The sequence below is a fragment of the Pseudomonas sp. LS2P72 genome (assembly GCF_054897865.1).
The window spans coordinates 159,386-183,679 of the sequence record NZ_CM142708.1 but is presented as its reverse complement, the minus strand read 5'-3'; the positions used below and the strand labels follow the sequence as shown (position 1 = coordinate 183,679).

General features: G+C 60.2%; 19 protein-coding genes. 16 read left to right on the top strand and 3 right to left on the bottom strand.

What is annotated here, in order from left to right:
• Positions 1 to 11 precede the first annotated feature (11 nt).
• The 4 genes from ACYZUA_RS00745 to ACYZUA_RS00730 all read left to right on the top strand — a co-directional run bounded on the left by ACYZUA_RS00745 (position 12) and on the right by ACYZUA_RS00730 (position 6,809).
• Complete coding sequence (locus ACYZUA_RS00745) at positions 12 to 3,584, top strand: DUF2339 domain-containing protein (RefSeq protein WP_461961704.1); 3,573 nt, start codon at positions 12 to 14, stop codon at positions 3,582 to 3,584.
• On the top strand, positions 3,581 to 4,954 hold the full coding sequence (locus ACYZUA_RS00740) for a DUF3999 domain-containing protein (protein WP_461961703.1): 1,374 nt from the start codon (positions 3,581 to 3,583) through the stop codon (positions 4,952 to 4,954). The genes ACYZUA_RS00745 and ACYZUA_RS00740 overlap by 4 nt, the downstream gene beginning before the upstream one ends.
• Before the next feature lie 238 nt (positions 4,955 to 5,192).
• Positions 5,193 to 6,203 carry a class 1 fructose-bisphosphatase gene (locus ACYZUA_RS00735; RefSeq protein ID WP_461961702.1) on the top strand — a complete coding sequence of 337 codons (1,011 nt, stop codon included), beginning with the start codon at positions 5,193 to 5,195 and terminating at the stop codon, positions 6,201 to 6,203.
• A 3-nt stretch (positions 6,204 to 6,206) separates the two neighbouring features.
• Positions 6,207 to 6,809 carry a DUF924 family protein gene (locus ACYZUA_RS00730; protein WP_461961701.1) on the top strand — a complete coding sequence of 201 codons (603 nt, stop codon included), beginning with the start codon at positions 6,207 to 6,209 and terminating at the stop codon, positions 6,807 to 6,809.
• A gap of 117 nt (positions 6,810 to 6,926) precedes the next feature.
• Here the strand turns inward: ACYZUA_RS00730 and ACYZUA_RS00725 are convergent, their stop codons facing one another.
• The gene (locus ACYZUA_RS00725; protein ID WP_461961700.1) at positions 6,927 to 8,819 is read right to left on the bottom strand and encodes a methyl-accepting chemotaxis protein; all 1,893 of its coding nucleotides are present in this window, start codon (positions 8,817 to 8,819) and stop codon (positions 6,927 to 6,929) included.
• A gap of 101 nt (positions 8,820 to 8,920) precedes the next feature.
• Positions 8,921 to 9,073 (bottom strand): hypothetical protein, encoded by a 153-nt coding sequence (locus tag ACYZUA_RS00720; RefSeq protein ID WP_461961699.1) that lies wholly within the window; start codon positions 9,071 to 9,073, stop codon positions 8,921 to 8,923.
• A 30-nt stretch (positions 9,074 to 9,103) separates the two neighbouring features.
• Here ACYZUA_RS00720 and ACYZUA_RS00715 point away from each other — a divergent pair, with 30 nt between their 5' ends.
• Together ACYZUA_RS00715 and ACYZUA_RS00710 are read left to right on the top strand one after the other, a co-directional pair.
• A complete protein-coding gene (locus ACYZUA_RS00715; protein WP_461961698.1) occupies positions 9,104 to 9,358 on the top strand; it encodes a hypothetical protein in 255 nt (84 codons plus the stop codon).
• A gap of 31 nt (positions 9,359 to 9,389) precedes the next feature.
• Positions 9,390 to 9,959 carry a lipocalin family protein gene (locus ACYZUA_RS00710; protein ID WP_461961697.1) on the top strand — a complete coding sequence of 190 codons (570 nt, stop codon included), beginning with the start codon at positions 9,390 to 9,392 and terminating at the stop codon, positions 9,957 to 9,959.
• Positions 9,960 to 10,079: 120 nt separating this feature from the next.
• On the opposite strand, the gene ACYZUA_RS00705 is transcribed toward ACYZUA_RS00710, so the two are convergent.
• Positions 10,080 to 11,444 carry a formimidoylglutamate deiminase gene (locus tag ACYZUA_RS00705; RefSeq protein ID WP_461961696.1) on the bottom strand — a complete coding sequence of 455 codons (1,365 nt, stop codon included), beginning with the start codon at positions 11,442 to 11,444 and terminating at the stop codon, positions 10,080 to 10,082.
• A gap of 200 nt (positions 11,445 to 11,644) precedes the next feature.
• On the opposite strand from ACYZUA_RS00705, the gene hutC reads away from it, so the two are divergent.
• The 10 genes from hutC to ACYZUA_RS00655 all read left to right on the top strand — a co-directional run bounded on the left by hutC (position 11,645) and on the right by ACYZUA_RS00655 (position 24,280).
• Positions 11,645 to 12,313: a histidine utilization repressor gene (gene hutC / locus ACYZUA_RS00700; RefSeq protein WP_236713266.1), complete on the top strand. Its 669-nt coding sequence runs from the start codon at positions 11,645 to 11,647 to the stop codon at positions 12,311 to 12,313.
• A complete protein-coding gene (locus ACYZUA_RS00695) occupies positions 12,310 to 12,879 on the top strand; it encodes a HutD/Ves family protein (RefSeq protein ID WP_461961695.1) in 570 nt (189 codons plus the stop codon). The genes hutC and ACYZUA_RS00695 overlap by 4 nt, the downstream gene beginning before the upstream one ends.
• Before the next feature lie 492 nt (positions 12,880 to 13,371).
• Positions 13,372 to 15,039: a urocanate hydratase gene (gene hutU / locus ACYZUA_RS00690; protein ID WP_461964166.1), complete on the top strand. Its 1,668-nt coding sequence runs from the start codon at positions 13,372 to 13,374 to the stop codon at positions 15,037 to 15,039.
• A 148-nt stretch (positions 15,040 to 15,187) separates the two neighbouring features.
• Entirely contained in the window at positions 15,188 to 16,660 is a 1,473-nt protein-coding gene (locus ACYZUA_RS00685) for a purine-cytosine permease family protein (protein WP_461961694.1), read from the top strand.
• Between the two features lie 68 nt (positions 16,661 to 16,728).
• Complete coding sequence (locus tag ACYZUA_RS00680) at positions 16,729 to 17,697, top strand: ABC transporter substrate-binding protein (protein WP_461961693.1); 969 nt, start codon at positions 16,729 to 16,731, stop codon at positions 17,695 to 17,697.
• A gap of 71 nt (positions 17,698 to 17,768) precedes the next feature.
• A complete protein-coding gene (locus ACYZUA_RS00675; protein ID WP_074872803.1) occupies positions 17,769 to 18,620 on the top strand; it encodes an ABC transporter permease in 852 nt (283 codons plus the stop codon).
• Positions 18,617 to 19,447, top strand: coding sequence for a quaternary amine ABC transporter ATP-binding protein (locus ACYZUA_RS00670; RefSeq protein WP_461961692.1), 831 nt, complete (start codon positions 18,617 to 18,619; stop codon positions 19,445 to 19,447). Before ACYZUA_RS00675 ends, ACYZUA_RS00670 begins: the two co-directional genes overlap by 4 nt.
• Before the next feature lie 143 nt (positions 19,448 to 19,590).
• Positions 19,591 to 21,114, top strand: a complete 1,524-nt coding sequence (gene hutH / locus ACYZUA_RS00665) for a histidine ammonia-lyase (protein ID WP_461964164.1) — start codon at positions 19,591 to 19,593, stop codon at positions 21,112 to 21,114.
• Between the two features lie 114 nt (positions 21,115 to 21,228).
• Complete coding sequence (hutH, locus tag ACYZUA_RS00660; RefSeq protein WP_461961691.1) at positions 21,229 to 22,761, top strand: histidine ammonia-lyase; 1,533 nt, start codon at positions 21,229 to 21,231, stop codon at positions 22,759 to 22,761.
• A gap of 109 nt (positions 22,762 to 22,870) precedes the next feature.
• A complete protein-coding gene (locus ACYZUA_RS00655; RefSeq protein ID WP_461961690.1) occupies positions 22,871 to 24,280 on the top strand; it encodes an amino acid permease in 1,410 nt (469 codons plus the stop codon).
• Positions 24,281 to 24,294: the final 14 nt, after the last annotated feature.

Here is a 24,294-nt window from a genome sequence, read left to right as displayed (position 1 = left end):
GGATATCGACCATGCAATGGATGTTCATGCTGATGGGGCTGGTGCTGGGCTGGGTACTCGACGAGTCGTTCAGCGATGCGCTGCTGGGCGCGCTGCTCGGGTTGGGAATTGGCCAGGCCATTCGCATTGGCCGCTTGGGTTCACAAGCTGACGAGCAACGTAAGCTACTTGATCAGGCTCAGATCGCGCTGAGTGCGGTGCAGCAACGGCTGTCATTGCTGGAAGTGTCTGGCGTCAAGACGCCGGAAACCCACGAACCCGCGCCGTCTCCTGAATTCACGCTCGACGAAATCCCTGTCGAAGCCCCGGAGCTGATCTGGGAACTCCCTCCCGAACTGGAACCGATTACCGCGGCCGCCGCCGAAGCGAGCCGTCCAGTGCCCGTCGATGCCTGGAAACCCGAACCGGTCGCCCGCGAACCGCAACAACCCGCCATCCCGCGTGGCCCGAACTTTATCGACCGCGCCATCAGCGGCGCCCGCAACTGGTTGTTCGGCGGCAACACCGTGTTGCGGGTCGGTGTGGTGCTGTTGTTTCTCGGCTTGGCCTTCCTGCTGCGTTACGCCACCGAAGGCATGGTGGTGCCGATCGAGTTGCGTTACGCCGGTGTTGCGGCGGCCGCGTTGGGCCTGCTCGGCCTGGGTTGGTGGCTTAGAACACGCAACAGCCATTACGCGTTGATGCTGCAAGGCACCGGGATCGCGGTGTTGTACCTGACCGTGTTTGCTGCGATGCGCCTGCATCCGCTGCTCGATCCTACGGCGGCGTTAGGCCTGCTGGTCGCGGTGACGGTGTTCTCGGCGATCCTCGCCATCACCCAGGATGCCTTGGGCCTCGCTGCCGCTGCAGCATTGGGCGGTTTTGCTGCGCCGATCCTGACCTCCACCGGTGCCGGCAACCATGTCGCGCTGTTCAGCTATTTCGCCTTGCTCAACGCCGGCATCCTCGCCATCGCCTGGTTCAAGGCCTGGCGGCTGCTCAACCTGATCGGTTTCGTCGGCACCTTCGGCATCGGTTTCGCCTGGGGCCTGCGTTCCTATACCCCGGAACTGCTGTGGAGCACCGAGCCGTTCCTGGTTGTGTTTTTCCTGATGTACCTGGCCATTGGTCTGCTGTTCGCCCGACGCAAGTTGCTGGAAATGAGCGACGCACCCGAGGACGACAGTCGTGAAGCGCTGCTGCACTGGTCGGCGCGCAAGGGCGATTACGTCGACGGCACGATGCTGTTCGGTCCTCCGTTGGTGGGCTTCGGTTTGCAGTTCGCGTTGGTCCAGCACCTGGAATTCGCCGCAGCCTTCAGCGCGTTGGCGTTGGGCATGATTTACATGGGCCTGGCGCGGCGGCTGATGGGCGGACGAGCATTGTTGCTGGCTGAAACCTGTCTGGCGCTGGGGGTGATCTTTGCCAGCCTGGCGATTCCATTGGGGCTCGATGCGCGCTGGACAGCTGCTGCCTGGGCTGTCGAAGGCGCCGGCATCTTCTGGCTTGGCCTGCGTCAGCAACGACCGCTGGCCCGAGCCTTTGCCTTGCTGCTGCAATTGGGCTCGGCCTTGGCGTTTATCAGCGAACTGCGGATCGGTGAAAGCAGCCTGCTGGAAGGGGCACCGTTGGGCGCGCTGATGCTTGGCGTGGCGTTGCTGTTCAGTTTCTACCAACTGCGCAAAGCCTTGCCCGAGCAGACGTCGGAATGGGAGCGCAAAGGGCTGCCAGTGTTGGCCTGCCTCGGTCTGACCTTTCTCTATCTGCTGGCGCCGTTGTTCTTCTTGACTCACGGCACCGCGATCAGTTGGGCGCTGGCGGGGTTGGCGACGTTGTTTGTTGGCTTGCGTCTGCAATCGCGTACATTCCTGTTCACCGCGTTCGCCGTGCAGTTGCTCGGCGGTGCGTTGTTCCTGCTGCGGCTGCAGGGTTCGAGCGGTGAGTCCGGCGCTGTGTTCAGTGCAGGTTGGAGCGGTCTGCTGAGCGCATCGTTGATCGGTCTGGCGCTGATCGCTGGCATGCTGCTGGCGGCGCGCGATGAGATGGTCCGCAGCGACGTGCGATTGCTGCGCGGTTTGTCGGTGGTGCTGCTGGCCGGTCTGGTGTTGATCAATCTGGCGGTGCTGTTCGTCCTGCCTTGGCAAACGGCGAGTGCGGTATGGGCGGCCAGTGGTTTGTTCATCATCTGGCTGAGTCTGTACCTCAAGCAGCGCGTGAGTTTTGTCTTCGGTCTGCTGTTGCAGGTCATCGGCGGCGCGGCGTTCCTGATGGCCGGGCCTGATGTGCTCGGGCCGCTTGCGAGCGAAGGATTGAAGCCTCTGGCTCATAGCGGTTTCTGGACGCCGCTGGTGTTGGGTTTGGCTGCGATGGTTGGCGCCTGGCGCTTGCAGCTCGGCAATCATGCTTCGGCCTTCGATGTGCTGAGCTTGCAGCGTTTGTCTGAAGTGCTGCTGGTGTGGGGCGCGGCTTGGTGGGCGCTGGCGTGGATCAGTGAAGTGCTGCGCTTCGCACCGTTGAATCTACAAGCGACGTTGTTGCTGGCGGTCGCGGCGCTGAGCGTAGCGCAGTGGACAGTCTTGGCGCTGCGCCTGAAATGGTCGTCGCTGGGCTTGCTCTGCACCTTGCTGATGCCTGCGGCCGGTTTGGTGTTGTTGGCTGCGTGGCACTCGCGGTATCACCCGGCGGCCAATTTTGGTTGGCTGGTATGGGCGGCCGTGTTCGTGGTGCATTTCCTCTCTCTGCGGCGTCTGGCACCGATGTTGCCGGCGCGCGCCCTCAGTACCGCCCATGTGCTCGGCTGCTGGCTATTGATCGGTGTGTTGGCCCTGGAGCTGCGTTACGGCCTGTTGCTGTTGTCCGAGCAGTACAACGCCTGGCGCTGGTTGGGTTGGGCGATTCTGCCGAGCCTGTATCTGGTGCTGATGGCCGCGCCCCGTGCCTGGCCATGGCCGGTGTCGGCGTATTCGCGCGAATACCGTGTGTATGCGGCGGCACCGCTGGCGTTGCTGATGCTCGGCTGGTTCTGGCTGGCGAACGTCGTCAGCGACGGCACCGCCGAGCCGTTGCCTTACGTGCCGCTGATCAACCCGCTGGAGTTGGGTCTGCTGTTTGCGCTGTTCGGCGTCTACGTGTGGTCCCGCAGCGCCGTGGCGCAACTCGCGATTCGCAAGGACTATGCCGATCACGCCACGCAACTGATCGCTGGCGCCTCGCTGTTTGTGTTCTTCACGGCGCTGGTGATGCGCACGGCCCATCATTGGGGCGGTGTGCCGTTCGAGCTGGATGCGTTGCTTGAATCCATGCTGGTGCAGGCCGGTCTGTCCATCGTCTGGACCTTGATGGCCCTGAGTCTGATGATCGGCGGCCATCTGCGTCATCGCCGCGAAGTCTGGCTGATCGGTGCGGCGCTGATCGGTGTGGTGGTGGCCAAACTGTTCTTTGTCGAATTGAGCAACCGCGGCGGACTCGCCCGGATCGTCTCGTTTATCGGCGTTGGCGTGTTGCTGTTGGTGGTGGGCTATTTCGCCCCGTTGCCGCCCAAGCGCTTTGATGCTGTGCCGGAGGCTGAAAAACCGGTCCCGCAAACCGAAGGAGTGTCGTCTTGAGTCAGAAGCTGAACCGTGTCTGGTTGGGCGCTGTTGCGCTGGGTGTGGCGCTGTCGGCCAGTGCTCAGGAAAAACTGGCGGACTTCGCCACGCAGGTGCCGTTGTCGGTCAGCGGCGAAGGTCCGTGGTATCGCCTCGAATTGCCATTGAGCGTGCAATTGAATGCGCGGCAAACCGATCTCAGCGATGTGCGCGTGTTCAACGCCGCCGGTGAGGCTCAGGCGTATGCCTTGGCGCGCGCGCCGGCGCAGACCAGCGACAACCGCACCCTGACTGACGTGAAATGGTTCCCGCTGTACAACTCGGCGGATTCGACCGAGCACGCACCGAGCGTGCGGGTGCAATCGAGCGCCAATGGCACGCTGGTCGAAGTGCAGCCGTCCAGTCAGCTGGAGGCGGGCGAAGAAATACTGCGCGGCTGGTTGCTCGACGCCAGCGCCATCAAGGCACCGCTGCAGCAATTGATCCTCGACTGGACCAGCGAACGCGATGGTTTCCAGCGTTTCACCATCGAAGCCAGCGACGACCTGCAGCATTGGCAATCATGGGGCGAAGGGCAGGTGGCACGCCTGACGTTTGCCGACGAGCGGGTCGAACAACATGAAGTCGCCTTGCCGGGTCAGTCGGCCCGTTATCTGCGCTTGCTGTGGAACACGCCGCAATCGGCACCGACATTGACCTCGGCGCAACTGCAAAGCGCCAAGACCCGCAGCCTGCCGCTACCGCTTGTCTGGTCGCAACCGCTGGCCGGCAGCAGCGTAAAGGCCGGTGAATACACCTGGCAATTACCCATGGGGCTGAATGTCGAGCGCTTGCAGGTCGAGTTGAGTCAGCCCAACAGTTTGGCGCCCGTGACCTTGTCCGGTCGTCGGGAAAGCAGCCTGCCGTGGCAGCCGCTGGGCAGCGGTTTGCTCTATCGCCTGACCCAGAGTGGCCAGGACGTGGTGCAGAACGAATTGCAGTTGTCGGGGCAAACCGTTCAGCAGTTGAAGCTGACGGTGGACGAGCGTGGCGGCGGCTTGGGTGCCGAGGCTCCGACTGTGCGGTTCGCCGTGCGCTCCATTCAATTGGTGTTCCTGGCGCGCGGAGCGGGGCCTTATACGCTCGCGCTGGGCAGTGCCACAGTGAAGGCGGCGAACCTGCCGCTGGCGACGTTGATTCCGGATTACAACGCTGCAAAATTGGCAACATTGGGCAAGGCAACGGTGGAGGACGGGGCGGTGGTCACACCAGCGTCGACCGTGACAACGGCTGCGACGACAGACACCAACTGGAAGAAATTCGGGTTGTGGGCGGTGTTGCTGCTCAGTGTTTTGTTTCTGGCCGCGATGGCGTTCAGTCTGTTGCGCAAGCCGCCGGTCAAGCCTTGAAGGCGGGTGCTGCGCACCCCAATCGCGAGCAGGCTCGCTCCCACAGGTTCCGCATTCCCATGTGGGAGCGAGCCTGCTCGCGATGGCGGTTTCCAGGTCGGTAAAAATGCCGGTTTCGAACTACGCTCAACCGGGCGCATGAACTCTATTGGGTGTAACACGTCTGATAGGAGGAAATGCGCCCCGACTCGCGTTAAACTGCGCGGGTTTTTAGCCCCCCATTCCACCGGAGCCTTCCATGTCCCGCGTTACCCTGAGTCGCTATTTGATTGAGCAGACCCGTAGCAATAACACCCCTGCCGATCTGCGTTTCCTGATCGAAGTGGTGGCGCGTGCTTGCAAAGAGATCAACCACGCCGTGTCCAAAGGCGCCCTCGGTGGTGTTCTGGGCAGCATGGGCACCGAAAACGTCCAAGGTGAAGTGCAGAAGAAACTCGACGTGATCTCCAACGAGATCCTGCTCGAAGCCAACGAATGGGGCGGTCACCTGGCCGGCATGGCGTCCGAAGAAATGGACAACGCCTACCAGATCCCGGGCAAATACCCGAAAGGCGCGTACCTGCTGGTATTCGACCCACTGGACGGCTCGTCGAACATCGATATCAACGCGCCGGTCGGTACTATCTTCTCGGTGCTGCGTTGCCCGAACGAATACCTGAGCCAAAACGAGCCCTTGAACGAAAAGGCTTTCCTGCAGCCAGGCACCGAGCAAGTGGCTGCCGGTTACGCGATCTACGGTCCACAGACCATGTTGATCCTGACCTTGGGCGACGGCGTAAAAGGCTTCACCCTGGACCGCGAAATGGGCAGCTTCGTCCTGACCCATGAAGACATCAAGATTCCGGAGTCCACTCAGGAATTCGCGATCAACGCGTCCAATCAGCGTCATTGGGAAGCTCCGGTACAACGCTACGTCAGCGAATTGCTGGCTGGCGAAGAAGGCCCGCTGAAAAAGAACTACAACATGCGCTGGGTCGCCGCGATGGTCGCGGACGTGCACCGCATCCTGACCCGTGGTGGCTTGTTCATGTACCCACGCGACAGCCGCGAGCCGTCCAAGCCGGGCAAGCTGCGTCTGATGTACGAAGCCAACCCGATGTCGTTCCTGGTTGAACAGGCCGGTGGCGCTTCCACCGATGGCCATCAGCGTATCCTCGACATCAAGCCTGACGGCTTGCACCAGCGCGTAGCGGTGTTCCTCGGCTCGAAAGAAGAAGTCGCACGCGTCACGGCTTACCACAAGGAATAAACCATGACCGCGCCCTGGCAGCCGTTGCTCGAATGGTGGTTCGGTTCTTTCGAATCCCCCAACGAAATAGCGGCTGACAAGGGCAAGTTATGGTTCGGCAAGCGCGACAGCCAGGACCTCGAAGCGCGCACGCGTTTCGGGGACTGGGTCGAGCAGGCACTGGCCGGCGGATTGACCGAGTGGGCGCAACGCCCCGAAGGTTGGCTGGCCTTGGTGCTGCTGCTCGACCAACTCCCCCGAATGATCTATCGCGACACTCCCAAATCCTTTTCAGGTGATCTCAGGGCTCAGGCACTCGTGGCGCAAGGTATTGCTGCGGATTTCGATCGGCAGTTGCGGCCGATCCAGCGAGTGTTCATCTACTTGGTGTTTGAGCATTGCGAGAATCTGGCGGTGCAGAACGAAGCGGTTTCGCGGTTTATCGATCTGGTGGCGCAGCAGCCTGAGGCTGATCGGGCGGTGTTTGCCGATAACCTGGATTATGCCGAGCGGCATCAGAAAGTGATTGCGCGGTTTGGACGGTTTCCGCATCGCAATGCGGTGTTGGGAAGGGAGTCTACGGCTGAGGAGATGGAGTTTCTTTCGGGGCCTGGTTCAAGGTTTTAAATCTTCATCGCGGCTGATGCCGTCATCGCCAGCAGGCTGGCTCCCACATTGGGTTTGTGTTGTTCACACATCCCCTGTGGGAGCCAGCCTGCTGGCGATGAGGCCAGTGAAAGCAGCTTAAATCCGGAAGCTGCCGACCAACTGTTTAAGCCGCGCCGCCTGCTGCTCAAGGTCTGAACACGCGCGCAAGGTCGCCTGCAAGTTCTCCACGCCTTCCTGATTCAGCGTGTTGATCTCGGTAATGTCGACGTTTATCGACTCCACCACCGCCGTCTGCTCTTCCGTCGCAGTGGCGACCGACTGGTTCATCCCGTCGATCTCACCGATACGCTGAGTCACGCTGCCCAGGCGTTCGCCCGCCTGGTTGGCGATGCCGACGCTGCTTTCGCTTTGGCGCTGGCTGTCGGTCATGGTGATCACGGCTTCCCGGGCGCCGATTTGCAGTTCCTCGATCATCTTCTGCACTTGCTGCGCCGAATCCTGAGTACGGTGCGCGAGGTTACGCACCTCATCTGCCACCACGGCAAAACCACGACCGGCTTCACCGGCACGGGCCGCCTCGATGGCTGCGTTGAGTGCCAGCAGGTTGGTCTGCTGGGAGATGCTGGTGATCACTTCCAGAATCTGCCCGATGTTCACGGTGTTGCTGTTGAGCGTTTCGATGTTGCCGCACGAATCGCTGATCTTCGCCGAGAGCTGCTGCATCGCCGCGATGGTTTTATCCACGACTTGCTGACCGTCTTCGGCCAATGCGCGAGCATCGCTCGAATGCTGCGAGGCGAGGGCGGCGTTCTGAGCGATTTCCTGGGCGGCGGCGCCCAGCTCGTTGATGGCGGCGGCGACGCTGCTGGTGCGCGAGGCTTGCTGGTCGGAGTTGAACATCGACGAGTTCGACGCGGCAACCACACGCAAGGCGACTTCGTTGACCTGGCCGGTGGCCGAGGACACTTCGCGAATCGAGGTGTGAATACGCTCCACAAAACGGTTGAACGAAGTGCCCAGCGCACCGAATTCGTCCTGGCCGTGAATGGTCAGGCGTTTGGTCAGGTCACCTTCGCCTTCGGCGATGTCATGCATGGCGCGGCCCATGGTCAACAGCGGCTGCATCAGGAAGCTGATCAGCATGCCCAACAGCGCGATGATGATCACCACGGCAATGACCATGGCGATGATCGCCGAGGTGCGAAATTCGCTGAGCATCGAGAACGCGGTGTCCTGATCCAGCACCAGCGCCACGTACCAGTCTGCCGAGGGCACACCGTTGACGTGGGTAAAGGAAATGAACTGAGTCTTGCCGTCGATCTCGACTTCTTTCATGCCTGGGCTGACTTTCGGCGCGCCGTTCGGGTAGGCGTCGGTCAGGCTCTTGAGCACCAGTTTGCTGTCCGGATGAATCAGGATCTTGCCGTCGGCACTGACGATAAACGCGTGGCCGTGGCCGCCGAAGTTCAGCGAGTTGATGATCGCGCTGACGCTGGACAGGTCGATGTCTGCACCGGCGACGCCGATCATTTGATTCTGATGTTTCACCGGGGTGGCGACGGTGATCACCAGTTTGCCCGACGACGCGGCGATGTAGGGTTCGGTGACGATGGTCTGTTGTGCGCTGTTGGCCGCCTTGTACCAGCCGCGGGCGCGGGGGTCGTAATCCGCGGCACGATTGCCGGCCGGGACCGAGAACATCACGCCGTCGGTGCCACCGAAGTAGCTCAGCTGAAAATTACTGGTGTAGGCGGGCAGGTCGATGGCGCGCTTGAGGTTGGCCTGGGCGCTGCCGTCCACGGCGATCTGCTGGGACAGCGATTGCAGCAACTGAATGCGGCTTTCCAGCCAGGTCTGGATGTTGCTGGTGGTCAGGCTGCCGAGTTCCTGCATCGAGGATTCGGTACTGCTGCGCAGGGTTTGCCGCTGGCGGTAGTCGTTGAAGAGGATGAAACAAGCGAATGCAACGGCCACCACGAGGGCGGCAGCCAACAAGATCTTGTGGCTGAACTTCATGTTTCTGGTCATTAAGAGAGCTACCGCGGAGAGGCTGGTCAACAAAGGGGGCGTCAATTTGCCACAGTGGTGGGGTTTGCGCTGTTTTTATGTCGACTGACCGGCGCCAAAGATTAGGCGGATTTTGTGAAAACCGACGAAATACTCAATAGCGAAAGAAAGTTGCTGATTTGTCGCAACAAGGCAGACGAGCGGCCTGAGAAATAGCCGGCCAGCCAGGGAACCAGACAGGGGTTTTCTCTTCTAAGCTTCAGCTTGGCAGCCATGCCATTCCCCTTCGCCCCAGGAGCTACACCATGTCGCTGCGTTCTATCGCCCTGCTTTCGTTCTGCGTGTTGCTGGCCGCGTGCAGCAAGGTTAATCAGGAAAACTACTCGAAGCTGTCGTCAGGCATGCCCAAGGCCGAAGTAGAAACCTTGCTGGGCAAACCCTCCGATTGCTCGGGCGCGCTGGGCATGTCCAGTTGCACTTGGGGCGACAAGAACAGCTTTATCAGCGTGCAGTACGCCGGTGACAAAGTGCTGATGTTTTCCGGCCAAGGCCTGAAGTAATCCGGGGCTATGCGCCCACGGGAGAAAAATAATGATGCGGTTACTGATAGTCCTTTTAGCCGGCCTGGTATTGGCCGGCTGCGCCACTTCCGGCGTAGATCCGTTGGCACCGAAAACCGTCAACAGCGTCAATCTCAAGAAGTACCAAGGGACCTGGTACGAGTTGGCTCGTCTGCCGATGTATTTCCAGCGCAACTGCGCGCAATCCGAAGCCCATTACACGCTCAAGCCTGACGGCAAGGTGTTGGTGCTCAATCGCTGCCTGACGGCGGACTGGCAATGGGAAGAGGCCAAAGGTGTGGCCTGGCCACAGGAGCCAGGTAAAACCGACAAGTTGTGGGTCGAGTTCGATACCTGGTTTTCGCGGTTGATTCCGGGTGCGGCGAAGGGTGAGTACTGGGTGTTGTACGTCAGCGATGACTACAAGACCGCCATTGTTGGCGACCCGAGCCGCAAGTACCTGTGGCTGCTGTCACGGACCCCGACGGTCAATGGTGTAGTGCGTGAGGAACTGCTGAGCAAGGCACGTCAGCAGGGCTACGACACTACGCGGCTGATCTGGCGCGCGACCGATACGCAGATGGCCAAGACCTCGAACTGACGGTCGCCGAATATCAAAAACGGTGGGAGCGAGCCTGCTCGCGATAGCGGTCTGTCATCAACACTTCTGTTGAATTGGACGGCCTTATCGCGAGCAGGCTCGCTCCCACATTTTTTTGTGTTAGCCCAACAGATCGCGCAGGACTTGGGTGAACGCGCGGTTACTTTCTTCTTCGCCCGCATGACGCCCGTCGCGCACAACCCACTGGCCATTGACCAGCACATCCCGCACCTGACGATCACCACCGGCAAACAACCAACGATTGAGAATCCCGTCGCCGCTGGCTGTCGCCAGGTACGGATCGTTGCCATCCAGCACCAGCCAATCCGCACGTTTGCCAACTTCCAGCGTACCAATCGACTGACCCAGCGCTTGAGCGCCGCCATCCAGCGCCGCGTCGTACAGCGTGCGGCCAACCATCGGCTGATCCGCGCCATACAGACGATTACGCCGTTGATCACGCAGACGCTGGCCGTATTCCAGCCAACGCAACTCTTCCACCACGCTCAATGACACATGGCTGTCGGAACCGATGCCCATGCGCCCGCCCTGAGCGAGGAAATCCACCGCCGGGAAGATCCCGTCGCCGAGGTTGGCTTCGGTCGTCAGGCATAGGCCGGCGATGGCGCGACTCCTGGCCATCAGCGTTACTTCTTCCGGGTTGGCGTGAGTCGCGTGAACCAGGCACCAGCGCTGATCGACTTCGGTGTTCTCGTACAGCCATTGCAGCGGACGGCGGCCACTCCAGCTCAGGCAGTCGTCGACTTCCTTCTGCTGTTCAGCAATGTGAATGTGCACCGGGCACTGCTTGTCGCTGGCCGCCAGCACTTCGCTGATTTGCTGCGGTGTTACTGCGCGCAACGAGTGGAAACATAAACCCAACGACTGCGCCGGTTGCTGCGCCAGGATCGGCTGCAAGCGCGATTGAAGCGTGAGGTAATTTTCGGTGCTGTTGATAAAGCGGCGCTGGCCTTCGTTCGGGGCCTGGCCGCCGAAACCGGAATGGCTGTAGAGCACCGGCAGCAGGGTCAGGCCGATACCGGCGGAGCTGGCGGCCTGGCTGATGCGCAGCGCCAGCTCGGCCGGGTCCGCGTAAGGCTGGCCGTTGGTGTCGTGGTGTACGTAGTGAAATTCCGCGACCGAGGTGTAACCGGCCTTGAGCATTTCGATGTACAGCTGACGGGCGATGACGCCGAGTTGATCCGGGCTGATTTTTCCGACGAGGCGATACATCAAATCGCGCCAGGTCCAGAAACTGTCATTCGGATTACCCGCCACTTCCGCCAGCCCGGCCATGGCCCGCTGGAAGGCGTGGGAGTGTAGATTCGGCATACCCGGCAGCAGCGGACCGCTTAGCCGTTCGGCGCCATCTGCGTTGGAATCGGCCTGGATATGGGTCAACACGCCATCGGCGCTGACCTCAAGACGTACATTGTTGGCCCATCCACTAGGCAGCAGCGCGCGTTCGGCAAAGAAGGCGGACATGGTTCAGCACCCCATCGTGTGTTATTTGTATATACATATACAGACGTTTGCCTGCTCGGTAAACTCCGGCAAGCTAGCAACCTTTACTAAACGAACAAGGATTAACCGTGCCAACTCCGTCTGCCACATTGCCGCCGAATGCCAATCTGAGCGCCAATCTGGGCGACAGTCCGGCGCCCTTGTACGCCCGCGTCAAACAGATGATCACCCAGCAAATCGACAGTGGAAACTGGCCGCCGCACTACCGCGTTCCGTCGGAAAGCGAGCTGGTCAATCAGTTGGGTTTCAGCCGCATGACCATCAACCGCGCCCTGCGCGAGATGACCGCCGACGGTCTGCTGGTGCGCATGCAGGGCGTCGGCACTTTTGTCGCCGAGCCGAAAAGTCAGTCCGCGCTATTTGAAGTCCACAACATCGCCGACGAAATCGCCTCCCGTGGCCATCGCCACACCTGCAAGGTCATCACCCTCGAAGAAGAGGCCGCCGGTTCCGAGCGCGCACTGGCGCTGGACATGCGCGAAGGCCAGAAAGTCTTTCACTCGCTGATCGTGCATTTCGAAAATGACATCCCGGTGCAAATCGAAGACCGTTTCGTCAACGCACTGGTGGCGCCGGACTACCTCAAGCAGGACTTCACCCTGCAAACGCCATACGCCTATCTGAACCAGGTCGCGCCGCTGACGGAAGGCGAGCACGTGGTCGAGGCGATTCTGGCTGAGGCCAGCGAGTGCAAGTTGCTGCAGATTGAAAAGGGCGAGCCGTGCCTGCTGATTCGTCGCCGCACCTGGTCCGGTCGTCAGCCAGTGACCGCCGCCCGTTTGATCCATCCTGGTTCCCGTCATCGTCTGGAAGGACGCTTTCATAAATGAATGAATTGAAGGTTTTACGCGCAGTTGATTATCCGCGCATGCCGTGGAAAAACGGTGGCGGCAGCACTGAAGAAATCACCCGTGATGCGGGTGTTGGCCTTGATGGTTTCGGCTGGCGCCTGTCGATTGCCGATATCGCTGAGTCCGGCGGCTTCTCAATGTTTGCCGGTTACGAGCGCGTCATTACCGTGCTGCAAGGTGACGGCATGACGTTGCGTGTCGATGGTCAGGACACGCAGCCGTTGTTACCGTTGGAGCCGTTTGCTTTCAGCGGTGAGAGCCACGTTACCTGCACCTTGCTGGGCGGGCCGATTCGCGATTTCAACCTGATTTATGCGCCGCAGCGTTACGACGCGCGATTGCACTGGCTGGAGGGTGAGCAACGGTTTTTCACTTCGGCTGGCACCGTGATCGTCTTCAGTGTCACCGATGCGCTGGAAGCGAAGGTGGGTAGCCACGACGCACAATTGGGTCGCCATGATTGCCTGCGACTCGACGGTAACGTGGGTCTGTTGGAAGTCTCCAGCAACGGCCTGTGCTGTGTGATCGAGCTGACCGCACGCTGATTAACTGCTGAAGAAATCTAATGTGGCGAGGGGATTTATCCCCGTTGGGCTGCGTAGCAGCCCCAAAAAAAGGTCTGCTGCGCAGCCCAACGGGGATAAATCCCCTCGCCACAAAAGCAGTCTTCTACCCGTGTTCCCCATCGCGCACCACTTTGTTACCGAACGCCCCAGCGTGGCGCAAAACCACGCTCAAGTAACAGCCGCCATGCCCTCGCAAAATCCCCCCGAAAAATTTCATCTGTGCCAGAGCCCTTGATCCAGACGCTTTCCAGCCCTTTCAAAAATTTTCTTGAACACTCATCCAGCAAGTTGGCCGCTTGATTGCATATGCTTGTATGTACAAGTAAAGACGTATGCGTATGAGTCGATCGAGACTCCTCGCAACGTCCACTGATTCGCTTGTGTTGCTTTGACGCGCACAGGCTGGCTTACCCACCGCCAGGGTTGGTTTGGATTGATCGCTGAGGAGTCTCTTTCGTGACTGACAATAAAATGACCAAGTTTCGTGACGTTGAAATCCGCGCTGCCCGCGGTAACAAGCTGACCGCCAAGAGCTGGCTGACTGAAGCGCCGCTGCGCATGCTGATGAACAACCTCGACCCGGAAGTCGCCGAGAACCCTAAAGAACTGGTGGTTTACGGTGGTATCGGTCGTGCGGCGCGTAACTGGGAATGCTACGACAAGATCGTCGAAAGCCTGACCAACCTGAATGACGACGAGACCCTGCTGGTGCAATCCGGCAAACCGGTCGGCGTGTTCAAGACCCACAGCAACGCCCCGCGCGTGCTGATCGCCAACTCCAACCTGGTGCCGCACTGGGCGAGTTGGGAACACTTCAACGAACTCGACGCCAAAGGCCTGGCCATGTACGGCCAGATGACTGCCGGCAGCTGGATCTACATCGGTAGCCAGGGCATCGTTCAAGGCACCTACGAAACCTTCGTCGAAGCCGGTCGCCAACACTACAACGATGACCTGAAAGGTCGTTGGGTCCTGACCGCAGGCCTCGGCGGCATGGGCGGCGCTCAACCTCTGGCCGCGACACTGGCCGGCGCTTGCTCGCTGAACATCGAATGCCAGCAAGTCAGTATCGACTTCCGTTTGAACAGCCGTTATGTCGATGAGCAAGCTACTGACCTCGACGACGCTCTGGCTCGCATCGCCAAATACACCAAAGAAGGCAAAGCGATTTCCATTGCTCTGCTGGGCAACGCGGCTGAAATCCTGCCGGAACTGGTCAAGCGTGGCGTGCGCCCGGACATGGTCACCGACCAGACCAGCGCCCACGACCCGCTTAACGGTTACCTGCCAGCCGGCTGGACCTGGGACGAATACCGCGCTCGCGCCAAGACCGAGCCTGCCGCCGTCGTCAAAGCCGCCAAGCAATCGATGGCTGTACACGTTAAAGCGATGCTCGAATTCCAGAAGATGGGTATTCCGACCTTCGACTACGGCAACAACATCCGTCAGATGGCCCAAGAAGAAGGCGTCGAGAACGCATTCGACTTCCCAGGCTTCGTACCCGCTTACATCCGTCCGCTGTTCTGCCGTGGCATCGGTCCGTTCCGTTGGGCTGCACTGTCGGGCGATCCGCAAGACATTTACAAAACCGACGCCAAGGTCAAAGAACTGATCCCGGACGACGCGCACCTGCACAACTGGCTGGACATGGCGCGTGAGCGCATCAGCTTCCAGGGTCTGCCGGCACGTATCTGCTGGGTTGGCCTGGGCCTGCGCGCCAAGCTCGGTCTGGCATTCAACGAAATGGTGCGCAGCGGTGAATTGTCCGCGCCAATCGTGATCGGTCGCGACCACCTGGACTCCGGTTCGGTAGCCAGCCCGAACCGCGAAACCGAATCCATGCAGGACGGTTCCGATGCCGTGTCCGACTGGCCACTGCTCAACGCTCTGCTCAACACCGCGAGCGGCGCAACCTGGGTTTCCCTGCACCACGGCGGCGGCGTCGGCATGGGTTTCTCCCAGCATTCGGGCATGGTGATTGTCTGTGACGGTACTGACGAAGCGGCCGAGCGTATCGCTCGCGTCCTGCACAACGACCCGGCTACCGGTGTCATGCGTCACGCCGATGCGGGTTATCAGATCGCGATCGACTGCGCCAAGGAGCAAGGGCTGAACCTGCCGATGATTACCGGTAAATAAAAAACCCTGTGGGAGCGAGCCTGCTCGCGATGAGGGCGGAACATTCAACATCTGCGTTGACTGAAAAACCGCTATCGCGAGCAGGCTCACTCCCACAAAAGCCAACACAACAACCGGTATATCCAGAACAATCCACAGAGGTTGAATCATGGCTGTTAACAGCGATCGTGCAGGCAGTAAACCGTTGATCGAGAAACGTTCGATCGACTACATCCCGGAAGCGGAAAGACACGGTCGTCTGTTGAGCCAGTTCACCCTGTGGATGGGTGCCAACCTGCAAATCACCGCGATTGTCACCGGGGCCCTGGCCGTGGTGCTGGGCGGTGACGTGTTCTGGTCGTTGATCGGTCTGTTGATCGGTCAACTGCTCGGCGGTGGCGTAATGGCGCTGCATGCCGCACAAGGGCCCAAGCTTGGCCTGCCGCAGATGATATCCAGCCGGGTACAGTTCGGCGTGTATGGCGCGGCCATCCCGATCGTGCTGGTCTGTCTGATGTACCTCGGCTTCACCGCAACGGGAACCGTTCTTTCCGGTCAGGCGCTGGGCCAGTTGTTTGGTGTCAGCGATAGCGTCGGCATCCTGATCTTCGCCAGTGTCATTGTGCTGGTGACGGTGCTCGGTTATCGGGTGATCCATTGGATCGGCCGTGTCGCCAGCGTCATTGGTGTGATTGCCTTTGTTTACCTGTTCAGCCGCCTGATGAGCCAGACGGACGTGGGTGCACTCCTGCAAATCCGCCACTTCAGCTGGAGCAGTTTTCTGCTTGCGGTATCGCTCGCGGCGTCCTGGCAGATCGCCTTCGGTCCTTACGTGGCTGACTATTCACGCTACCTGCCGAGCAGCACGTCCTCGGTGAAAACCTTTTTCGCCGCTGGCGCGGGTTCGGTGATTGGCGCACAAGTGGCGATGATCCTCGGCGTGTTTGCCGCCGCTTCGGCCAACGGGCAGTTCGCCGGACACGAAGTGGCCTACATCGTTGGTTTGGGCGGTACCGGTGCCACCGCTGCGTTGCTGTATTTCAGCATCGCGTTTGGCAAGGTCACCATCTCCACGCTGAACTCGTACGGCAGCTTCATGTGCATTGCGACCATCATCAGTGGTTTCCGAGGCAACCTGCGGGTAACGCACTTGCAGCGTCTGGTCTTCGTGCTGGCCATCGTCGGCACTGCGACCCTGATCGCGTTGCTCGGTCAGCACTCGTTCCTCGGTGCGTTCAAGTCCTTCATCCTGTTCCTGCTGGCGTTCTTCACGCCATGGAGCGCGATCAACCTGGTGGACTACTACTGCATCACCCGCGAGCGCTATGACGTGCCGGCACTGGCCGATCCCAAAGGTCGCTACGGCCGTTGGAACGCCCTCGGTATCAGCGTCTATGTCTTCGGTGTGCTGGTGCAACTGCCGTTCATCTCTACCAAGTTCTACACCGGTCCGCTGGTGGACGCTCTGGGTGGCGTGGATATTTCCTGGATCATCGGCCTGGTACTTCCCGCAGCCCTGTATTACGTGTGCGCGAAAAAATGGCACAGCGCAGTACCCGATCACCTGATTCTGCCGGTCGAGCAGGACAGCGATGCAGCACCTATAACAAGCGGGGCCGGTCGCGCTTCGGCGCAGGCCTGATTGGACGTGGACAGGGCTGGATGCCTCTTGACTGCCGTAAGCCAACTCATGATTAGGAGCGTCACACAATGAAATCGAACAAGACCCTGCTGACCACATTGCTTTCCATGGGCCTGCTGGCCAGCGCCGGCGCCACTCAGGCGGCGGGTTGGTGCGAGTCGGGCAAACCGGTGAAATTTGCCGGCCTGAACTGGGAAAGCGGCATGCTGCTGACCGACGTCATGCAGGTGGTGCTGGAGAAAGGCTACGACTGCAAAGTCGACAGCCTGCCAGGTAACTCCATCACCATGGAGAACGCCCTGAGCAGCAACGACATTCAAGTGTTCGCCGAAGAATGGGTCGGCCGCAGTGAAGTCTGGAACAAGGCCGAGAAGGCCGGCAAGGTCGTCGGTGTCGGCGCGCCTGTCGTGGGTGCAGTCGAAGGCTGGTACGTGCCGCGTTACGTGATCGAAGGCGACGCCAAGCGCAAGCTGGAGCCTAAAGCTCCGGACCTGAAAGCGATTGCCGATCTGGGCAAATACGCTGCAGTGTTCAAGGATCAGGAAGAGCCATCCAAGGGCCGTTTCTATAACTGCCCGGCCGGCTGGACCTGTGAGCTGGATAACAGCGAAATGCTGAAAAGCTACGGCCTGGAAAGCACCTACACCAACTTCCGTCCGGGCACCGGTCCGGCGCTGGATGCCGCGGTGCTGTCGAGCTACAAGCGTGGCGAGCCGATCCTGTTCTACTACTGGTCGCCAACCCCGCTGATGGGCCAGGTTGACCTGGTCAAACTCGAAGAGAAACCAGGCGTGAACAAGGAAGTGACCATCAAGGTCGGCCTGTCCAAGACCTTCCACGAGCAAGCCCCGGAACTGGTGGCTGTTCTGGAGAAGGTCAACCTGCCAATCGACCTGCTGAATCAGAACCTCGGGCGCATGGCCAAAGAGCGGATCGAGTCACCAAAACTGGCGAAAATCTTCCTCAAGGAACATCCTGAAGTCTGGCACGCATGGGTGAGCGAAGACGCAGCCAAAAAGATCGACGCGGCCTTGTAGGTCAAGACTCTCCGGCTGCCCTGAGCGGCAGTCGGATGCTTGATCGCAACCCCTTGATTGAGAGTCTTTTTATGTTTCCCGAAAGCTTTACCTTTTCCATCGCCGACTGGGTCAACAGTTGGGTCGATTCGCTGGTCACCAACTACGGCGATGTGTTCCGCAGCATCTCCGACACCCTGTTGTGGGCGATCGTCAATCTTGAAGGGCTGCTGCGTGCGGCGCCCTGGTGGCTGATGCTGGCCATCGTCGCGGGCGTTGCCTGGCACGCGACCCGCAAAGTCGTGACCACCGCCGTGATCGTAGGCTTGTTGTTCCTGGTGGGTGCGGTCGGCCTCTGGGACAAGCTGATGCAAACCCTGGCGCTGATGATGGTGGCGACCGTCATTTCGGTGCTGATCGGCATTCCGCTGGGCATTCTTTCGGCGCGCAGCAATCGCCTGCGTTCGGTGCTGATGCCGTTGCTGGACATCATGCAGACCATGCCGAGTTTCGTGTACCTGATCCCGGTGCTGATGCTGTTCGGCCTGGGCAAGGTCCCGGCGATTTTCGCCACCGTGATCTACGCCGCACCACCGCTGATCCGCCTGACTGATTTGGGTATTCGCCAGGTCGACGGCGAAGTGATGGAAGCGATCAACGCTTTCGGTGCCAACCGCTGGCAGCAACTGTTTGGCGTGCAACTGCCGCTGGCCCTGCCGAGCATCATGGCCGGGATTAACCAGACCACCATGATGGCCCTGTCGATGGTAGTGATTGCCTCGATGATCGGCGCCCGTGGCTTGGGCGAAGACGTGTTGGTGGGGATTCAGACCCTCAACGTCGGACGTGGTCTTGAGGCCGGCCTGGCGATCGTGATTCTGGCAGTGGTTATCGACCGCATCACTCAGGCGTATGGTCGGCCACGGCATGAGGTGAGCAAATGAACAACGAAGCCATCAGCAAGATCGAAGTCAAAAACGTCTTCAAGATTTTCGGTAACCGTTCCAAGGATGCGCTGGCCATGATCGGCCAGGGCAAAACCAAGGATCAGGTGCTGTCCGAAACCGGCTGTGTGGTCGGCGTGAACGATTTGTCCCTGAGCATCGACACCGGCGAGATTTTCGTGATCATGGGCTTGTCGGGTTCCGGCAAGTCCACCCTGGTGCGCCACTTCAATCGCCTGATCGACCCGACCAGCGGCGCGATCCTGGTGGACGGCGTGGACATCCTGCAATACGACATGGAAGCCCTGCGCGAATTTCGCCGGCACAAGATCAGCATGGTGTTCCAGAGCTTCGGCCTGCTGCCGCACAAGACCGTGCTGGATAACGTCGCCTACGGCCTGAAAGTGCGGGGCGAGACCAAGCAAATGTGCTCCGAGCGCGCGTTGCACTGGATCAACACCGTGGGCCTCAAGGGCTACGAAAACAAATACCCGCATCAGCTCTCGGGCGGCATGCGTCAGCGTGTGGGCCTGGCTCGCGCGTTGGCGGCGGACACCGACATCATCCTGATGGACGAAGCCTTCAGTGCCCTCGACCCGCTGATTCGCGCCGAGATGCAGGACCAGTTGCTGGAGCTGCAAAAGACCCTGCACAAGACCATCGTCTTCATCACCCACGACCTCGACGAGGCCGTACGCATTGGCAACCGCATTGCGATTCTCAAGGATGGCCGCCTGATTCAGGTCGGCACGCCACGAGAGATCCTGCATTCGCCGGCGGATGAGTATGTCGATCGGTTTGTACAGCGGCGGGCTGCGGTGGTTTAAGAGCCTTGCGGTGTCTGTGCTGGCCTCATCGCGGGCAAGCCTTGCTCCTACAGGTCCGCGGTGAACCCCGTAGGAGCAAAGCTTGCTCGCGATTGCGTCGGTAAAGCTGCATAAATATTCAGGTTGTACGCATGAGGTTAATGATGTCCCAGGCTGAAAAAATCGTTATCGCCGACGCCCCGTTGCGTTGGCAGGATGTGGTCGCCGTCGCCCGCCATGGCGCACAGCTTGAGCTGTCACCACAGGTCTGGACGCGGATCGAAAATGCCCAGGCAATCGTCCAGCGCATCGTCGTCAGCGGCGAGCGCGCCTATGGCGTCAACACGGGCCTCGGCGCGCTGTGCAATGTCTCGCTCAAAGACGAGCAACTCAGCCAACTGTCGCGCAACACCCTGCTCAGTCACGCCTGTGGCGTTGGCGCGCCACTGGCCGACGAACAGACCCGCGCAATCATCTGCGCCGCCATTCGCAACTACAGCCACGGCAAATCCGGCATTCATCGCCGGGTGGTCGAAGCGCTGTTGGCGCTGCTCAATCGCGGCATCACCCCGCAAGTGCCGTCCCAGGGTTCGGTGGGTTATCTGACCCACATGGCCCACATCAGCATTGCGCTGCTGGGTGTCGGCAATGTCAGCTATCGCGGGCAGATCGTTTCCGCGCAGCAAGCCCTGGCCGAAGAAGGTCTGCAACCGGTTCAACTGGGCGCCAAAGATGGCCTGTGCCTGGTCAACGGCACGCCGTGCATGTCCGGCCTCAGCTGCCTGGCAATCGCCGACGCGACGCGTTTGGTGCAATGGGCCGACGTGATCGGCGCCATGAGCTTCGAAGCCCAGCGCGGTCAAATTGCTGCATTCGATGCCGAGATCATCGCGCTCAAGCCTCACCCAGGCATGCAGCAAGTTGGCATCAACCTGCGCGCGTTGCTCGATGGCAGTGAAGTGATTGCCAGCAGCAAAGGCATTCGTACTCAGGATGCATTGAGCATTCGCTCGATTCCGCAAGTTCACGGCGCCGCTCGAGATCAGCTTGAGCACGCGAAAAAGCAGATCGAAACCGAACTCAACTCGGTCACCGACAATCCGATGCTGCTGGGCACGCCGGACGACTTCCGAGTGGTGTCCCAGGCCAACCCGCACGGTCAATCCGTGGCCTTGGCGGCGGATTTGCTGGCCATCGCCATGGCTGAAATCGGCTCCATTGCCGAACGTCGCCTGGATCGCCTGATCAACCCGCATGTCAGCGGTTTGCCGGCATTCCTGGTGGCCAATCCGGGGGTGAATTCCGGGATGATGATCGTCCAGTACGTCGCCGCTTCGCTGTGTGCGGAAAACCGTCAGTTGGCGCAACCGGCGGTACTCGACAACTACGTCACCTCGGGCCTGCAGGAAGATCACTTGAGCATGGGCACCAACGCGGCGCTGAAGCTGCATCGCGCACTGGAAAACTGCACGCAGATCCTCGCCATCGAGTACCTGCTGGCGGCTCAGGCGTTTGAATTCCTGAAAGAGCAATGCTTCGGCGCCGGCACCGATGCCGCCTGGCGTCTGCTGCGTGAGCGAGTCCCAGCCTACGACCAGGACCGCTGGCTGGCACCGGACATCGCCGCCGCTGCCGGCGTGTTGAAAGACCCGATTTTGCTTCACAAGGCTTTACCGAACCTGAACTGATTCCCACCACACCAGCGTGCCAAGGCGCGGCTCCCCAAAAGCGAGACGCGACGGACAACGGACATCTCCGGAGCGTCTGGTGAGTTAATAAAAGACTCTCAAAAGGAGAATGATGTGACTGCGCTTAATTTGATTCCCGGCCAACTGAGCCTTGCCCAACTGCGTGATGTTTATCAGCAACCGGTCAAAATCACCCTCGACAACAGCGCCTCGGCGCAGATCGAAGCCAGCGTTGCCTGCGTGGAACAGATCCTCGCCGAGAACCGCACCGCCTATGGCATCAACACCGGTTTCGGCCTGCTGGCGTCGACCCGTATCGCCAGCGAAGACCTGGAAAACCTGCAGCGCTCGCTGGTGCTGTCCCACGCCGCCGGTGTTGGCGAGCCGATCAGCGACGCACTGGTTCGCTTGGTCATGGTGCTCAAGGTCAACAGTCTGAGCCGTGGTTTCTCCGGCATTCGTCGTGTAGTCATCGACGCGCTGATCGCCCTGATCAACGCCGAGGTTTACCCGCACATTCCATTGAAAGGTTCGGTGGGTGCATCCGGCGACCTGGCGCCTTTGGCCCACATGTCGCTGGTACTGCTGGGTGAAGGCAAGGCGCGCTACAAAGGCGAGTGGCTGGAAGCGACCGAAGCGCTGAAAGTGGCCGGTCTGACTCCATTGACCCTGGCCGCGAAAGAAGGTCTGGCGCTGCTCAACGGCACTCAGGTGTCCACCGCTTACGCGCTGCGTGGTCTGTTCGAAGGTGAGGATCTGTTCGCTGGCGCTGTGGCGCTGGGCGCACTGACCGTTGAAGCGGTATTGGGCTCACGCTCGCCGTTTGATGCTCGCATTCACGCCGCTCGTGGCCAGAAAGGTCAGATCGACGCCGCTGCCGCTTACCGCGATCTGCTGGGCGAGCGCAGTGAAGTCTCCGACTCGCACCAGAACTGCGAAAAGGTCCAGGACCCGTACTCCCTGCGCTGCCAGCCGCAAGTCATGGGCGCCTGCCTGACCCAGTTCCGTCAGGCCGCCGAAGTGCTCGCCATCGAAGCCAACGCCGTTTCGGACAACCCGCTGGTATTCGCCGCTGAAGGCGACGTGATCTCCGGCGGTAACTTCCACGCCGAACCGGTTGCCATGGCCGCCGACAACATGGCGTTGGCCATCGCGGAAATCGGTTCCCTGAGCGAACGTCGTATCTCGCTGATGATGGACAAGCACATGTCGCAACTGCCGCCGTTCCTGGTGGCCAATGGCGGCGTGAACTCCGGCTTCATGATCGCCCAGGTGACCGCTGCGGCTCTGGCCAGCGAGAACAAGGCGTTGTCCCATCCGCATTCGGTGGACAGCCTGCCGACTTCCGCGAACCAGGAAGACCACGTTTCCATGGCCCCGGCTGCCGGCAAGCGCCTGTGGGAAATGGCCGAAAACACTCGCGGCGTTCTCGCGGTGGAATGGTTGGCTGCGGTCCAGGGTCTGGATCTGCGCGATGGCTTGAAGACCTCGCCAAAACTCGAAAAAGCTCGCGGGATTCTGCGTGCCGAAGTGCCTTTCTATGAGAAAGACCGCTTCTTCGCACCGGACATCAATGCGGCGACTGAACTGCTGGCTACCCGTTGCCTGAATGAGTTGGTCGCGGCGAAGTTGCTGCCTAGCCTGTAAGGGCCCCATCGCGAGCAGGCTCGCTCCCACAGGGGTATGCATTCCAATGTGGGAGCGAGCCTGCTCGCGATTCGATTTTGCGTCGAATAAGAATAAATAAGGACGAGCAATGCAACAGTCAGAAAAGGGTTTGAAACGCGGGCTCTCTGCCCGACATATTCGCTTCATGGCGCTGGGGTCGGCAATCGGCACCGGGCTGTTTTACGGTTCTGCCTCGGCCATTCAAATGGCCGGTCCTGCGGTCCTGCTCGCTTACCTGATCGGTGGCGCGGCGGTGTTCATGGTCATGCGCGCCCTCGGCGAGATGGCGGTGCACAACCCGGTGGCCGGTTCTTTCGGTCACTACGCCAGCACCTACTTGGGTCCGATGGCGGGCTTCATCCTCGGTTGGACCTACGCGTTTGAAATGGTCATCGTCGGCATGGCCGACGTCACCGCGTTCGGTATTTACATGGGCTTCTGGTTTCCGGAAGTCGACCGCTGGATCTGGGTACTGGGCATCGTTTCGGTGGTCGGCGGCTTGAACCTGTGCAACGTCAAAGTCTTCGGTGAAATGGAATTCTGGCTGTCGCTGCTCAAGGTCGCGGCCATCATCGCGATGATCCTCGGTGGCTTCGGCATCATGCTGTTCGGTATCAGCACCGCGCCGGGCGCACAGGCGACCGACATCAGCAATCTCTGGAGCCATGGCGGCTTCATGCCCAATGGCGTGGGTGGCCTGATCGCTTCGTTTGCGGTGGTGATGTTTGCGTTCGGCGGCATTGAGATCATCGGCGTAACGGCCGGTGAAGCCAAAGACCCGCAGCGCGTGCTGCCCAGGGCGATCAATGCCGTACCGTTGCGTATCCTGCTGTTCTACGTGCTGACGATGTTCGTACTGATGTCGATCTTTCCATGGCAGCAGATTGGCAGCCAAGGCAGTCCATTCGTGCAGATTTTCGACAACCTCGGCATCAGCTCGGCGGCGACCATTCTCAATATCGTGGTGATCTCGGCGGCGGTGTCGGCCATCAACAGTGACATCTTCGGCGCTGGCCGCATGATGTACGGTCTGGCCCAGCAAGGGCATGCGCCCAAGGGCTTCGCCCGCTTGTCGCGCAATGGCGTGCCATGGATGACCGTGGTGGTAATGAGTGCCGCGCTGCTGCTGGGCGTGCTGCTGAACTACCTGATGCCGGAAAACGTATTTCTGTTGATCGCGTCCATCGCGACCTTCGCCACTGTATGGGTCTGGTTGATGATTCTGTTCACCCAAGTGGCCATGCGTCGTTCCATGAGTGCCGAGCAGGTCGCCCAACTGAAATTCCCGGTGCCGTTCTGGCCCTATGCGCCAATGGCGGCGATTGCCTTCATGCTGTTCATCTTTGGCGTGCTGGGCTATTTCCCGAATACCCAGGCGGCGCTGATCGTCGGCGTGGTCTGGATTGTATTGCTGGTGCTGGCCTACCTGACGTGGGTAAAACCGGCGGCAGGCAAGGCAGTACCGGTGGAGCGCGATCCTTCTTTTTCTCATCGATAACCTAACGGAGGCCA

Coding starts and splice junctions, on each gene's coding strand:
- ACYZUA_RS00745 (WP_461961704.1), top strand. CDS start 12: ATGCAATGGATGTTCATGCTGATGGGGCTGGTGCTGGGCTGGGTACTC.
- ACYZUA_RS00735 (WP_461961702.1), top strand. CDS start 5,193: ATGTCCCGCGTTACCCTGAGTCGCTATTTGATTGAGCAGACCCGTAGC.
- ACYZUA_RS00730 (WP_461961701.1), top strand. CDS start 6,207: ATGACCGCGCCCTGGCAGCCGTTGCTCGAATGGTGGTTCGGTTCTTTC.
- ACYZUA_RS00725 (WP_461961700.1), bottom strand. CDS start 8,819: ATGACCAGAAACATGAAGTTCAGCCACAAGATCTTGTTGGCTGCCGCC.
- ACYZUA_RS00720 (WP_461961699.1), bottom strand. CDS start 9,073: ATGGCTGCCAAGCTGAAGCTTAGAAGAGAAAACCCCTGTCTGGTTCCC.
- ACYZUA_RS00715 (WP_461961698.1), top strand. CDS start 9,104: ATGTCGCTGCGTTCTATCGCCCTGCTTTCGTTCTGCGTGTTGCTGGCC.
- ACYZUA_RS00710 (WP_461961697.1), top strand. CDS start 9,390: ATGATGCGGTTACTGATAGTCCTTTTAGCCGGCCTGGTATTGGCCGGC.
- ACYZUA_RS00705 (WP_461961696.1), bottom strand. CDS start 11,444: ATGTCCGCCTTCTTTGCCGAACGCGCGCTGCTGCCTAGTGGATGGGCC.
- hutC (WP_236713266.1), top strand. CDS start 11,645: ATGATCACCCAGCAAATCGACAGTGGAAACTGGCCGCCGCACTACCGC.
- ACYZUA_RS00695 (WP_461961695.1), top strand. CDS start 12,310: ATGAATGAATTGAAGGTTTTACGCGCAGTTGATTATCCGCGCATGCCG.
- hutU (WP_461964166.1), top strand. CDS start 13,372: ATGACCAAGTTTCGTGACGTTGAAATCCGCGCTGCCCGCGGTAACAAG.
- ACYZUA_RS00685 (WP_461961694.1), top strand. CDS start 15,188: ATGGCTGTTAACAGCGATCGTGCAGGCAGTAAACCGTTGATCGAGAAA.
- ACYZUA_RS00680 (WP_461961693.1), top strand. CDS start 16,729: ATGAAATCGAACAAGACCCTGCTGACCACATTGCTTTCCATGGGCCTG.
- ACYZUA_RS00675 (WP_074872803.1), top strand. CDS start 17,769: ATGTTTCCCGAAAGCTTTACCTTTTCCATCGCCGACTGGGTCAACAGT.
- ACYZUA_RS00670 (WP_461961692.1), top strand. CDS start 18,617: ATGAACAACGAAGCCATCAGCAAGATCGAAGTCAAAAACGTCTTCAAG.
- hutH (WP_461964164.1), top strand. CDS start 19,591: ATGTCCCAGGCTGAAAAAATCGTTATCGCCGACGCCCCGTTGCGTTGG.
- ACYZUA_RS00655 (WP_461961690.1), top strand. CDS start 22,871: ATGCAACAGTCAGAAAAGGGTTTGAAACGCGGGCTCTCTGCCCGACAT.